The sequence below is a fragment of the Exiguobacterium flavidum genome (assembly GCF_003344535.1).
GTDB lineage: Bacteria > Bacillota > Bacilli > Exiguobacteriales > Exiguobacteriaceae > Exiguobacterium_A > Exiguobacterium_A flavidum.
Genome location: NZ_QPKS01000016.1, coordinates 1 through 12,713, shown reverse-complemented (window position 1 = coordinate 12,713; position 12,713 = coordinate 1). Strand labels below are relative to the sequence as shown.

Here is a 12,713-nt window from a genome sequence, read left to right as displayed (position 1 = left end):
GGGTGGTGCGGAGAGGAGGCATAAGATGAACCGAGCAGTGAAGAATACCCTCGTGTTTGGGGTCATTTTTCTAGCTTTGATCTTGTTCCTGCAGTACTTGCAGAGTCCAGTGAACAAAAGCAAAGAAATCAATTACACACAGTTTCTAGAGTATGTGGAAAAAGGTGAGATCAAGACGGCGACCTTCCAGTTCGAGGGTCAGGTCTATAACGTCACAGGTGAACTCGATGATAAGGACAAGACTCGTTACGAGTCGACGGTTCCTTACAACGAGAAGGAATACAGCGATGTGCTCACGCAGTTGAAGAGCCAGGATGTCTCGATCAACCCGGAGCCGGCTGAGACGAACGGAGGCTGGATCGCTCTTTTAACGACGATCGTTCCGTTCATCATCATCTTCATCCTCTTCTTCTTCTTGATCAATCAAGCGCAAGGTGGCGGCGGCGGAGGCCGCGTCATGAACTTCGGGAAATCGAAGGCGCGTCTGTACGATACGGAGAAGAAAAAAATCACGTTCGACGACGTCGCAGGTGCTGATGAAGAGAAACAAGAACTCATCGAAGTCGTCGAGTTCCTGAAGGATCCGCGCCGCTTCGCTAAGCTTGGCGCACGGATTCCAAAAGGTGTCCTCCTCGTCGGTCCTCCAGGGACAGGTAAGACCCTCCTCGCCCGTGCGACAGCTGGTGAGGCCGGTGTGCCGTTCTTCTCGATCTCAGGTTCTGATTTCGTCGAGATGTTCGTCGGCGTCGGGGCATCACGTGTCCGTGACTTGTTCGAGAACGCGAAGAAGAACGCACCGTGTATCATCTTCATCGATGAGATCGATGCTGTCGGGCGCCAGCGTGGTGCCGGCCTTGGCGGCGGACATGACGAACGTGAACAAACGCTCAACCAGTTGCTCGTCGAGATGGATGGCTTCAGCGAGAACGAAGGCATAATCATCGTCGCAGCGACGAACCGTGCGGATATTCTTGACCCTGCCCTTCTCCGTCCAGGCCGTTTCGACCGTCAGATCACGGTTGATCGTCCGGACGTCAAGGGACGTGAGGCAGTTCTTCACGTACATGCACGCAACAAACCGCTCGACTCGACTGTCGACCTGAAGGCGATCGCTCAGCGGACACCAGGTTTCTCGGGCGCTGATCTTGAGAACCTCCTGAACGAGGCGGCGCTCGTCGCGGCCCGTTCGGACCGCAAGCAGATTTCGATCGTCGACGTCGAGGAAGCGATCGACCGTGTCATCGCCGGTCCGGCGAAGAAGAGCCGGATCATCTCGGCAAAAGAGAAGAACATCGTCGCTTGGCACGAGTCGGGCCATACGATCATCGGTCTGACACTCGATAATGCGGATGAGGTCCACAAAGTCACGATCGTTCCACGCGGTAACGCAGGCGGCTACGTCGTCATGCTGCCGAAGGAAGACCGTTACTTCATGACGAAGCCGGAGCTCGAGGATAAGATCACAGGATTGCTTGGCGGACGCGTAGCAGAAGACATCGTCTTCGGTGAAGTGTCGACGGGTGCGAGCAACGACTTCCAGCGCGCGACAGGTATCGCACGCAAGATGGTCATGGAATTCGGGATGAGCGAGAAGCTCGGACCGCTCCAGTTCGGTTCCGGTCAAAGCGGTAACGTCTTCCTCGGACGCGACTTCCAAAACGAACAGAACTACTCGGACGCGATTGCGCACGAAATCGACATGGAAGTCCAGGCGATCATCAATCGCTGTTACCAGAAGGCAAAAGACATCCTGACAGAGAAACGCGACCAGCTCGACCTCGTCGCACGGACGCTGCTCGATGTCGAGACGCTCGATCAGAAACAAATCCATCATCTCATCGCTACAGGCGAATACAAAGAGTACCAGCCGGATGAGCCGGAAGAAGAAACAGAAGTGAAGCCTGAGTCGACGAATCCAGTCGTCGATCAGCCGACTGAGTCCCCGGTACAACGCGGGACGGCAATCGATGAAGGCGAACGGGTCGACGCAGGAGAAGCGGATAAACCGCGCCGCGACGATCAACTGTAATACAAGGCGTGCCAAGGATCTCCTTGGCGCGTTTTTTCATGTCCGAGCGCCATGATAGGACGTCCCTGCAGTGCGTGGTATAATCAGCACGTATCGTTACAGAAAAGTGGGGGACCAGTCATGATTTTAGTAATTGATGTCGGGAACACGAATATCGTCTTAGGTGTATATGAAGGAAAGACTCTCGCTCATCACTGGCGCATCGCGACGGACCGGAACCGGACGACGGACGAGTACGGCATGCTCGTCAAGGCGCTTTTCCGGGACGCGGAGCTTGACGTGGAGAAGATTGAGGGAATCGTGCTATCATCGGTCGTACCTCCTGTCGTCTTCCCGCTTGAGAACATGTGCCATCGCTACTTCGGGAAAAAACCTTTCGTAATCGGCCCAGGGATCAAGACGGGACTCGATTTGAAAGTCGACAATCCGAAGGAAGTCGGCGCTGACCGGATCGTCAATGCCGTCGCGGCTACCGTCAAATATGACGGTCCGCTCATCATCGTCGATTTCGGGACGGCGACGACCTACTGTTATATCGATTCCGAGAAGCGCTACTACGGCGGCATCATCTCGCCCGGTGTGATGGTTTCAACGGAAGCTCTCTATAACAAGGCGGCGAAGCTTCCGCGGATCGAGATCGCGAAGCCGCAGTCGACGATCGGCCGTAACACGATCCATGCGATGCAGTCGGGGACGTACTTCGGCTATGTCGCGCAGGTCGATGGTCTCGTCGCACGGATGAAGGCGGAAATGGGAGAGGCGAAGGTCATCGCGACTGGAGGGCTCGCCCGTCTGATCAGTGAAGAAGCCGATTCGATCGATGTCGTCGACTCGTTCCTGACGCTCGATGGTCTCCGGATCATCTATGAAAGAAATAAATGAAGAGGTGTAGATAAACATGAATAGAGAAGAATTATTATCCCAATTGAAGGACGACTATCTCGTCCGCGCACTCGGTTTTGACGGACAAGTCCGTGCGTTTGCGATCCGCTCGACGAAGACGGTCTATGAAGCGCAGCTGCGTCATCAGACGACGCCTGTCGTCTCGGCGGCTCTCGGGCGCACGCTGACGATCGGCTCGATGATGGGTGTCATGCAAAAAGGTGAGACGAAGGTGACGTTGAAAGTAGAGGGGGACGGTCCGATCGGGAAGATCATCGTCGACTCCGATACGTCCGGCCACGTTCGCGGGTATGTCAGCCATCCGCGCGTCGAGTCGAGCAGCTTCGTCAACGCTGACGGGCACACGAAACTGAAGGTCGGCGAAGCGGTCGGCCGCGGAAACCTGTCTGTCATCAAGGACATGGGACTCCGTGACTTCATCGGCGGCCAGTCACCAATCCAGACGGGTGAGATCAGTGAAGATTTTACTTACTACTTCGCCGTCTCGGAGCAAGTGCCGTCCGTCGTCGGAGCAGGTGTCCTCGTCTATCCGGAGGATGAGTCGATCATCGCTGCTGGCGGATTGATCGTCCAGTTGATGCCGGATGCGACGGAAGAGACGATCGCATTGCTTGAGCAACGCGTCGCGGCGCTTAAGCCGATCTCGATGCTGATTGGCGAAGAGAAGACACCGGAGGAGATGCTTGAGCTGATCCTCGGCGACACGCTCGAAGTTCTTGACCGCATCCCTGTGAAGTTCCAGTGCACGTGCAGCCGCGAAAAGCTCGCGACGGCAATCGTCGCGCTCGGACCGGACGAAATCCAGGACATGATCGATGAGGATGGAGGAGCGGAGGCGGTTTGTCATTTCTGTTCGGAACATTATCAGTACAGTGTCGATGAATTGCGTGAACTCCGTGAAAAATCGCTCGAGAAAGCATAAGAGGGCGCTTAAATGGGAAATGTACAACCGAAGTATCTTTGGATGCTCATTTTCATCCTTCTCCTGACGAACTTCGCGACGGGTGCCTTCGCGTTCTACGGGGCGCTTCCGAAGACGGACGCTCCGCGGGTCGTCCAGGAGAGTATCGGCGGGTCGCTTGAGGATGTCATGGCAAAAGTCGGAAAGACCGACATCACCCGGGCGGACGTCTACAAGAAGATGAAGCAGGAAGATGCGGAACGGACGCTCGATGAGTTGATTCAAGCGGAAGTGGATCGCCAGACGAATGATGGGAAAAAACCGGAAGTCAAGCGCTTTGATTGACAGATTTCATCCAATCTGCCGATAATAAGCTATCGGTTAACTTGGAATTAAGAATTTCATTCGAGGAGGAATTGTCATGCGCATTGCGAATTCAGTAGCGGACCTAGTCGGACGCACACCAATCGTCAAGCTCAACCATCTTACAGGTCCGGAGGATGCAGACGTCTATTTGAAGCTCGAGTACATGAACCCGGGTTCGAGCGTCAAGGACCGGATCGCACTCGCGATGATCGAAGAAGCCGAGGCGGCAGGTAAGCTCAAGGCAGGAGATACATTGATCGAGCCGACGAGCGGAAACACGGGAATCGGTCTCGCGATGATCGCCGCTGCGAAAGGCTACCGCGCGGTTTTGGTCATGCCGGAGACGATGAGCATGGAGCGTCGAACGCTTCTCCGTGCGTACGGCGCGGAGTTGATTTTGACACCGGGTCCTGAAGGTATGAAGGGTGCGATCGCACGTGCGACTGCTGAAGCGGAAGAGAACGGTTATTTCATGCCGCAACAGTTCAACAACGAAGCGAACCCGAACGTACATGAAAAGACGACGGGTCCTGAGATCGTCGAGGCGTTCGACGGCATGTCACTCGACGCCTTCGTCGCGGGAATCGGTACGGGCGGTACGATCACGGGAGCCGGCAAGGTTCTGCGCGCCGCGTATCCGAACATCCAGATCATCGCTGTCGAACCGACGGACTCACCGGTCCTCTCTGGCGGAAAACCGGGACCGCATAAGATCCAAGGCATCGGGGCAGGATTCATTCCATCGATCCTCGACACGGAGATCTATGACGGGATCGAACAAATCACGACAGACGAGGCTTTCGATCATGCACGCCGCGCCGCGAAGACGAACGGCGTCCTCGGCGGCATCTCGTCAGGTGCTGCGATCGCGGCTGCTCTGAAGGCAGCGAAGCGTCTTGGCAAAGGGAAGAACGTCCTCGCCATCATCCCGTCGAACGGAGAACGCTACTTGAGCACGCCGCTTTATCAATTCGAACAGGAATCGGATGGAGCAATCATCTGAATTCGGGACGCTCTGAAGCTAACAGGCTTCCGGGCGTCTTTTTTTTGCGTATAATAAAGGCAGATTGTGAAAAATGGGGGATGGAACGGTGCGGGAGACGGTATATACATCATTTGAATGGACGAAGGAGCAATTCTATCGTCGATATGTGGAACGGACGAGCGACAAGACAGGTCATGCTTGGCTCGAGAGCGGCCGGATCGGGCGCTACACGATGGCCGGGGTCCGTCCTGTCGGAAGTGTAAGGACGAAGGACGGCGTGACGACGATCATCGAGGACGGCATGTCGGAATGGACAGCCGAGCATCCGTTTGACGTCCTCGAATCCGTCCGTAAGCGGAATGCCGCAGAACGGCCTGTCGGGATGCCGCCTTTTTTCGGTGGTCTCATCGGATATGTGAGCTATGATGCAGTCCGTTATCTCGAGCGTTTGCCGGAGAAGGCGGAGGACGACCTCCTGACACCTGAACTCTCCTTTTATTGGTTCGACGAGGTTGCGGTGTTCGACGCAGTGGAAGAAAAGCTATATGTCGCGGTAAGCAGGCCGACCCGAGAAGAGGCGGAAGCCGTCCTTTCCGAGGAGGCATCTTCGTGGAAGAAACAAGCGAAACCGGCTGAATTCAAGGCGGGTGCAAATGAGGCGGGACGGACGCGTTCCCTTTCGAAGGAGGAATTCGTCGAAGCGGCTGACGCGATCAAGGAGTACATCGCGGCAGGGGATGTCTTCCAAGTCAATTTGGCTGTACGCCAAAGTGAACGGCTCGCTGCGAGTCCGAGTCATGTCTATGATGTGTTGCGCCAGTTGAACCCGTCTCCTTACATGGGGTACTTCTCAGATGAGGCATTGACGCTCGTCTCGGCCTCACCTGAGTTGCTCATCGAGAAGACCGGCGAAGAGCTGTCGACACGCCCGATCGCCGGGACAAGACCACGCGGGAAGGATGAAGCGGAAGACCTCGCGCTCGCGAAGACGCTTCTCGACAATGAGAAGGAGCGGGCGGAACACGTGATGCTCGTCGACCTCGAGCGGAACGACCTCGGTCGTGTCAGCGCCTATGGAACGGTCCATGTCGATGAATTGATGGTGATCGAGAAATATTCGCACGTTCAGCATATCGTCTCGAATGTAAGAAGCAAGGCGGCAAGCGGCATCTCCGGAAGCCGGATTCTTGCTGCGATGTTCCCTGGTGGTACGATCACGGGAGCTCCGAAAATCCGGACGATGGAGATCGTCGATGAGCTGGAGCCGGTCAGACGCGGGATCTACACCGGATCGCTCGGGTTCATCAGTTGGGCAGACGACATCAATTTCAACATCCTGATCCGCACCCTCGTCGCCAAGGACGGTATGGCGCATATCCAGGCAGGGGCAGGTGTCGTCATCGATTCGTCGTCGGAAGCGGAATATGAGGAATCACTAAAAAAGGCGGAAGCGCTTTGGGTCGCCAAAAAGACAGCGGAGGGACAGCGATGATTTTACTGATTGATAACTATGATTCTTTCACGTATAACCTCGTCCAGTACTTCGGAGAGCTGGGCGAGCAGATCATCGTGCGGCGGAATGACGCCATCACGATCGATGAGATCGAGGCACTCGGTCCGGATTATCTTGTCATCTCTCCCGGACCTTGCACGCCGGACGAGGCGGGGATCAGTCTGGCGGCGATCCGTCATTTCGCAGGGACAATTCCGATCCTCGGCGTTTGCCTCGGACACCAGGCGATTGGACAGGCGTTTGGCGGACGCGTCGTTCGGGCAAAGGAATTGATGCACGGCAAAGTCTCACTCCTGCAGCATGACGGGAGCGGGATGTTCGAAGGGATTGAGCAGTCGACTCCGGTCACGCGCTATCATTCGCTTGTCGTCGAACGGGAGACATGCCCGGACGTTCTGCGGGTGACCGCTGAAGCTGGCGGCGAGATCATGGCTTTCGCCCACCGGGATCTTCCGGTTCACGGCGTCCAGTTCCATCCGGAAGCCATCTTGACGCGGGACGGCAAACAAATGTTAAAAAATTTCTTGGAGTTGAATCGATATGCACCTTTGGCATAATGGAAAGATCATCGAAGAACAAGAGTTGCGCATCTCCCCGTTTGACCATGGCTATCTCTATGGAATGGGCTTGTTCGAGACGTTCCGCACGTATGACGGTCATCCGTTCCTGTTCGACGATCATATCGAACGGTTGCAGATCAGCTGTGCGGCGCTCGGCATCACACTTCCGTACAGCCGCGAAGAATTGCGGGCGGCGCTCGACGCATTGACGGAATTGAACGGACCGAACCTCTACTTCCGCCTCAACGTCTCGGCCGGACCACGCGAAATCGGTCTGTCGACGGCTGCATACCTCGAGCCAGAGGTGATTTTTTTCGTGAAGGATACTCGGGAGCGGACAGAAGTCGAACGTCCGATGGAGACGGTGCGTTTGCCTCGGAGCGGTCCTGAGACGACATACCGCCTGAAGTCCCATCACTACATGAACAACCTCGTCGCGAAACGGCAACTGTTCGATTCATCGGCGGAGGGACTATTCTTGACGAGTGACGGATTCGTCTGCGAAGGCATCACGTCGAACGTTTTCTGGCGTACGGGAAACAAGTGGTTCACACCGCCGCTCAGCACCGGGGCGCTTAACGGGATCACGCGTCAGTTCATCATGGCGCGTATCCAGGTCGAGGAGCGTCTTGCGCTGTTGCCTCAGCTCTTGGATGCGGACGAGATCATCTACACGAATTCGATCCAGGAAGCCGTCGCAGTCTCGTCGCTTGACGGGAGACCTTTCCCGGGAACGAAAGGGGAAGGCTACCGGGCGCTTCGCAAGCTTTTCGATAAAGAGATTTCGAGCAGCCTGTCGAGGAGGGAACGCGTATGACGAAGATCATGGGAATCTTGAACGTGACGCCGGATTCGTTCTCGGACGGAGGGAGATACGTCGATGTGGAAGCGGCTGTGGCCCACGCGAAGAAGCTCGTCGAAGAAGGTGCGGACATGATCGACATCGGCGGGGAATCGACTCGGCCGGGGGCTGAGTTCGTGACGGCTGAAGAAGAGATCGAACGGATCGTCCCGGTCATCAGACGACTGAAGAAGGAAATCAGCATTCCGCTCTCTGTCGACACGTACAAGCCGGAGGTGGCGGAAGCTGCCATTCTGGCAGGTGCAGACGTACTCAATGACGTTTGGGGGTCGAAATGGGGAGACAGGTCGATGGCGCTCGTCGCGGCCCGTTACGATGTACCGCTCATCTTGATGCATAATCGGGAGAAACCTCATGGCGAGGACTTCCTTGCCGAGGTGAGGGCGGACCTTGCTGAATCGATTGCAATCGCAAAGCAAGCGGGCGTTCGGGAGTCGAACATCTGGCTCGATCCGGGAATCGGTTTTGAGAAGACGCATGAGGAAAATCTCTATTTGATGAAACATCTTGAAGTGGTGACATCGTTCGGTTACCCGGTCCTCCTTGGCACGTCGCGCAAGTCGCTGATCGGGTTGACGCTTGGACTTCCTGCTGCTGAGCGGCTCGAAGGTACGATCGCGACCGTCTGTCAGGGAATCGTGCACGGATGTGAATGGATGCGCGTCCACGATGTGCGCGAAGTAAAGAGGGCAGCATTGATGATGGATGCGATGCGCTCTGCGAAACTGCGGGAGGAGGAATGAGGATGGATCAGATTCATGTATCTGGAATGCGTTTCTATGGTTATCATGGCGTCTTTCCCGAGGAAACGAAGCTTGGACAACGATTCAATGTCGACCTCTCAGTCGGTCTTGATCTGAGGGAGGCCGGGGAACGGGATGATCTGAACGAAAGCGTCAATTACGCGGCACTTTATGAAAAGACGAAGATGATCGTCGAAGGAGAGGCGGTCCAGCTTGTCGAGACGCTCGCTCACCGGATCGCGGAAGCGGTATTCAAGACGGATTCGAAAATCGAAGAGGTGCGGGTGAAGGTGATCAAGCCGGATCCCCCGATCGCCGGGCATTATGACCATGTCGCAATCGAGATTCACCGGACGCGGGAGGCCGCCCGATGAACATCGTCTACATCGCGCTCGGGTCGAACATCGGGGACAGGAAAGTACACCTTGAAACTGCGCTTTCTGCTCTCCGCGAAAATCCGGACATCGGAAAAATCGAAATATCGTCAATCTATGAAACGGCACCGGTCGGATACTTGGACCAGGATTCTTTCTACAACATGGCGGCGAGAGTCGAGACCACTATGGCTGCGGAGGAACTGCTCGCCCTGCTCCAGGAAATCGAATTAAAGGAAGGGCGTAAGCGTGTAATCAAGAACGGACCGCGGACACTCGACCTTGACATCCTGCTTTACAATACTGATGATATACATTCAGAAGGACTTTCCGTTCCGCATCCGCGGATGCATGAGCGTGCTTTCGTGCTCGTACCGCTTGCGGAGCTCGCGGCGGACTACTATATGGAGAAGCAGGGGGCGACGATCGGAGAATTGTTGCATCGCCTGCCAAAAAAGGAACGCGCGGACGTCGTGCGCATTCCCTCGGATTTGATGGAGAGAAAGGAAGAGTGATGATGGCTGGCTTTAAAATCGGAGACGTGGAACTGAACAACCGCGTCATCCTCGCACCCATGGCCGGTGTCTGCAACCCCGCGTTTCGTTTGATCGCAAAAGAATTCGGGGCAGGGCTCGTCTGTGCGGAGATGGTCAGTGACAAAGGGATTCTGTATGAAAATGAGAGGACGCTGCAGATGCTTTACGTCGATGAACGGGAAAAACCGCTCAGTCTCCAAATCTTCGGCGGCTCGAAGGAAACGCTCGTCAAAGCGGCGCAATACGTCGACGCCAATACGAACGCGGACATCATCGACATCAACATGGGCTGTCCGGTCCCGAAGGTCACGAAATGTGAAGCAGGGGCGAAATGGCTTCTTGATCCGGATAAGGTGTATGAGATGGTCCATGCGGTATCAAATGCCGTCGAAAAGCCTGTCACCGTAAAGATGAGAACCGGCTGGGACAGCAAGCACATCTTCTGCGTAGACAACGTCAAGGCGGCTGAGGCGGGCGGTGCGAAAGCCATCGCGATCCATGGCCGGACGCGTGCCCAGCAATATGAAGGTGTCGCGAACTGGGACATCATCGGTGAAGCAAAACGGGCGGCGAACATCCCGATCATCGGGAACGGGGATATCAAAACTCCTCAGGACGCGAAGCGGATGCTCGACGAACATGGTGTCGACGGTGTCATGATCGGTCGGGCCGCACTCGGGAATCCATGGATGCTCTATCAGACGATCCAGTACCTCGAGACGGGGACGCTTGCTGAAGAGCCGACTCCTCGCGAGAAAATAGACATCTGTATGCTGCACACGGATCGTCTGATCGATTTGAAGAGCGAGACGGTCGCGGTGAGGGAAATGCGCAATCACGCGGCGTGGTATTTGAAGGGTTTGAAAGGAAACGGCCAAGTCCGCAAACGGATCTTCGATATCGAGAAGCGTGACGAGCTTGCTTCCCTCCTATACGACTATGTTGAACAGCTGGAGATGCTTGACGAGACCCCTGTGTAAGGCAGTAGTCGATACGAATGATTTGTGTTACGCTATTTTCATTGTAGTAAAGCGAAAATGATTCGCAGGCTGTCGGTCATGCCGACAGCTTTTTGAGTGATAGCAATGACGGAAAACCTCCGTTGAACATCTAAAGGAGTGAATACAGTGAGTCAGGAAATGGAAATGAACGATCAAATGCGGGTTCGTCTTGAGAAGATGAACGCGATGCGTGATCAAGGTCTCGATCCGTTCGGTGAACGATTCGAACGAAGCACGGATACGGAAAGTATTCGTAAAGCATTCGGAGACCACGAAAAGGAACAGTTAGCGGAACTCAAGCCTGAAGTGGCAATCGCGGGTCGCGTCATGACGACGCGTCGTAAAGGGAAGGTCGGCTTTACGAACGTTCAAGACGTCAAAGGGCAAGTTCAGTTATACGTGCGCAAGGATGACGTAGGCGAAGAGGCTTACGAAATCTATAAGACGTGCGACCTTGGAGACATCATCGGTGTACGCGGTCATGTCTTCAAGACGAACGTCGGCGAACTCTCGATTCACGTCACGGAGTTCATCTTGCTGACGAAGGCGTTGCGTCCGCTTCCAGATAAGTATCACGGCCTGAAAGATGTAGAACAACGTTACCGTCAACGCTATTTGGATTTAATCACGAACCAGGAGTCGCGTGAGACATTCATCGCGCGCAGTAAGGTCATCCGAGGAATCCGTCAGTATCTGGACAGCCTCGGCTACCTGGAAGTCGAGACGCCGATGCTCCATACGATCGCGGGTGGTGCTTCCGCTCGTCCGTTCATCACGCATCACAATGCACTGGACATGACGCTCTACATGCGTATCGCGATCGAACTTCATTTGAAGCGCTTGATCGTCGGCGGTCTCGAGAAGGTTTATGAAATTGGTCGTGTCTTCCGAAATGAAGGGATCTCGACTCGCCATAATCCTGAATTCACGATGATCGAGTTGTATGAGGCGTATGCCGACTACAAGGACATCATGGATTTGACGGAGAACCTGATCGCGCATGTCGCACAGGAAGTCCTCGGCACGACGCAAGTCACTTACGGTGAAGACGTCATCGATCTTTCCGTCGGATGGAAACGTGCGCACATGGCAGATCTCGTCAAGGAAGCGACAGGGGTCGACTTCTTTGAACAGATTCCGGCAGAGAAGGCGCATGAGCTTGCGAAGGAGCACGGGATTGAAGTGCAGCCGCATATGTCGACAGGTCATATCATGAACGAGTTCTTCGAGCAAAAAGTAGAAGAAACGCTCGTCCAACCTACATTCGTCTACGGTCATCCCGTTGAAATTTCGCCGCTTGCGAAAAAGAACCCGGAAGATCCGCGCTTTACGGATCGCTTCGAGCTATTCATCGTCCGTCGCGAACACGCGAATGCATTCACTGAGTTGAACGATCCGATCGATCAGCGTGAACGCTTTGAGGCACAACTCGTCGAGAAGGAAGCGGGAAATGATGAAGCGCATGAAATGGATAATGATTTCATTGAAGCGCTTGAATATGGAATGCCGCCGACAGGGGGGCTCGGAATCGGAATCGATCGTCTCGTCATGCTATTGACGAACGCTCCATCGATCCGTGACGTCCTGCTCTTCCCGACGATGCGTCATCAACAAAACTAAAGGATTGCTTCAGGACCACTTCTATTTTAGGGAGTGGTTCTTTTTTGATAAGCCAACTATTAATGGAAAGGGAGAAGGAGTAATAAGGTCACGAATGAAAGTTGAAAATGTTTTTCTAATAAAATGCTTGTGGTATGGATAAGGGCATGGTATATTACTTCTTGTGCCGCAAATGGTTGTGACACACAAAAAAATATCTCTTAAAAGTTGTTGACAATCGTGTTGATAACTTGGTAAGATATTAAAGTCGCTGAAAACGACACGACGAACTTTGAAAACTGAACGATGAGGCAGAAACGTATCCTACGGGATACACAAAC

13 protein-coding genes are annotated in these 12,713 nt (G+C 54.5%); all 13 read left to right on the top strand.

Annotation, left to right across the window (positions count from 1 at the left end):
• Window positions 1-25 precede the first annotated feature (25 nt).
• The 13 genes from ftsH to lysS all read left to right on the top strand — a co-directional run bounded on the left by ftsH (window position 26) and on the right by lysS (window position 12,393).
• Entirely contained in the window at window positions 26-2,029 is a 2,004-nt protein-coding gene (gene ftsH, locus DFG60_RS13045) for an ATP-dependent zinc metalloprotease FtsH (RefSeq protein WP_114572215.1), read from the top strand.
• Between the two features lie 120 nt (window positions 2,030-2,149).
• Window positions 2,150-2,911, top strand: coding sequence for a type III pantothenate kinase (locus tag DFG60_RS13040; RefSeq protein ID WP_114572214.1), 762 nt, complete (start codon window positions 2,150-2,152; stop codon window positions 2,909-2,911).
• Window positions 2,912-2,927: 16 nt separating this feature from the next.
• A complete protein-coding gene (hslO, locus tag DFG60_RS13035) occupies window positions 2,928-3,854 on the top strand; it encodes an Hsp33 family molecular chaperone HslO (protein ID WP_114572213.1) in 927 nt (308 codons plus the stop codon).
• A 12-nt stretch (window positions 3,855-3,866) separates the two neighbouring features.
• On the top strand, window positions 3,867-4,178 hold the full coding sequence (locus DFG60_RS13030; RefSeq protein WP_114572212.1) for a hypothetical protein: 312 nt from the start codon (window positions 3,867-3,869) through the stop codon (window positions 4,176-4,178).
• 76 nt (window positions 4,179-4,254) lie between these two features.
• Window positions 4,255-5,202, top strand: coding sequence for a cysteine synthase A (cysK, locus tag DFG60_RS13025; protein WP_114572211.1), 948 nt, complete (start codon window positions 4,255-4,257; stop codon window positions 5,200-5,202).
• 73 nt (window positions 5,203-5,275) lie between these two features.
• A complete protein-coding gene (locus DFG60_RS13020) occupies window positions 5,276-6,676 on the top strand; it encodes an anthranilate synthase component I family protein (protein WP_114572210.1) in 1,401 nt (466 codons plus the stop codon).
• Window positions 6,673-7,254, top strand: coding sequence for an anthranilate synthase component II (locus DFG60_RS13015; RefSeq protein WP_114572209.1), 582 nt, complete (start codon window positions 6,673-6,675; stop codon window positions 7,252-7,254). The genes DFG60_RS13020 and DFG60_RS13015 overlap by 4 nt, the downstream gene beginning before the upstream one ends.
• On the top strand, window positions 7,238-8,074 hold the full coding sequence (locus DFG60_RS13010; RefSeq protein WP_114572208.1) for an aminotransferase class IV: 837 nt from the start codon (window positions 7,238-7,240) through the stop codon (window positions 8,072-8,074). The genes DFG60_RS13015 and DFG60_RS13010 overlap by 17 nt, the downstream gene beginning before the upstream one ends.
• The gene (folP, locus tag DFG60_RS13005; RefSeq protein WP_114572207.1) at window positions 8,071-8,862 is read left to right on the top strand and encodes a dihydropteroate synthase; all 792 of its coding nucleotides are present in this window, start codon (window positions 8,071-8,073) and stop codon (window positions 8,860-8,862) included. The genes DFG60_RS13010 and folP overlap by 4 nt, the downstream gene beginning before the upstream one ends.
• A gap of 2 nt (window positions 8,863-8,864) precedes the next feature.
• Window positions 8,865-9,236 carry a dihydroneopterin aldolase gene (gene folB, locus DFG60_RS13000; RefSeq protein WP_114572206.1) on the top strand — a complete coding sequence of 124 codons (372 nt, stop codon included), beginning with the start codon at window positions 8,865-8,867 and terminating at the stop codon, window positions 9,234-9,236.
• On the top strand, window positions 9,233-9,751 hold the full coding sequence (folK, locus tag DFG60_RS12995; RefSeq protein WP_114572205.1) for a 2-amino-4-hydroxy-6-hydroxymethyldihydropteridine diphosphokinase: 519 nt from the start codon (window positions 9,233-9,235) through the stop codon (window positions 9,749-9,751). Before folB ends, folK begins: the two co-directional genes overlap by 4 nt.
• Before the next feature lie 2 nt (window positions 9,752-9,753).
• Window positions 9,754-10,752, top strand: a complete 999-nt coding sequence (gene dusB, locus DFG60_RS12990; protein ID WP_114572204.1) for a tRNA dihydrouridine synthase DusB — start codon at window positions 9,754-9,756, stop codon at window positions 10,750-10,752.
• 159 nt (window positions 10,753-10,911) lie between these two features.
• Window positions 10,912-12,393: a lysine--tRNA ligase gene (gene lysS, locus DFG60_RS12985; protein WP_198661603.1), complete on the top strand. Its 1,482-nt coding sequence runs from the start codon at window positions 10,912-10,914 to the stop codon at window positions 12,391-12,393.
• The last annotated feature ends 320 nt before the right edge of the window (window positions 12,394-12,713 follow it).

Bases quoted from the DNA above. Each gene is read 5' to 3' on its own strand.
- lysS (WP_198661603.1), top strand. From the start codon at position 10,912: ATGGAAATGAACGATCAAATGCGGGTTCGTCTTGAGAAGATGAACGCG.
- folB (WP_114572206.1), top strand. From the start codon at position 8,865: ATGGATCAGATTCATGTATCTGGAATGCGTTTCTATGGTTATCATGGC.
- DFG60_RS13030 (WP_114572212.1), top strand. From the start codon at position 3,867: ATGGGAAATGTACAACCGAAGTATCTTTGGATGCTCATTTTCATCCTT.
- ftsH (WP_114572215.1), top strand. From the start codon at position 26: ATGAACCGAGCAGTGAAGAATACCCTCGTGTTTGGGGTCATTTTTCTA.
- DFG60_RS13015 (WP_114572209.1), top strand. From the start codon at position 6,673: ATGATTTTACTGATTGATAACTATGATTCTTTCACGTATAACCTCGTC.
- folP (WP_114572207.1), top strand. From the start codon at position 8,071: ATGACGAAGATCATGGGAATCTTGAACGTGACGCCGGATTCGTTCTCG.
- folK (WP_114572205.1), top strand. From the start codon at position 9,233: ATGAACATCGTCTACATCGCGCTCGGGTCGAACATCGGGGACAGGAAA.
- cysK (WP_114572211.1), top strand. From the start codon at position 4,255: ATGCGCATTGCGAATTCAGTAGCGGACCTAGTCGGACGCACACCAATC.
- DFG60_RS13010 (WP_114572208.1), top strand. From the start codon at position 7,238: ATGCACCTTTGGCATAATGGAAAGATCATCGAAGAACAAGAGTTGCGC.
- DFG60_RS13040 (WP_114572214.1), top strand. From the start codon at position 2,150: ATGATTTTAGTAATTGATGTCGGGAACACGAATATCGTCTTAGGTGTA.
- dusB (WP_114572204.1), top strand. From the start codon at position 9,754: ATGGCTGGCTTTAAAATCGGAGACGTGGAACTGAACAACCGCGTCATC.
- hslO (WP_114572213.1), top strand. From the start codon at position 2,928: ATGAATAGAGAAGAATTATTATCCCAATTGAAGGACGACTATCTCGTC.
- DFG60_RS13020 (WP_114572210.1), top strand. From the start codon at position 5,276: ATGGGGGATGGAACGGTGCGGGAGACGGTATATACATCATTTGAATGG.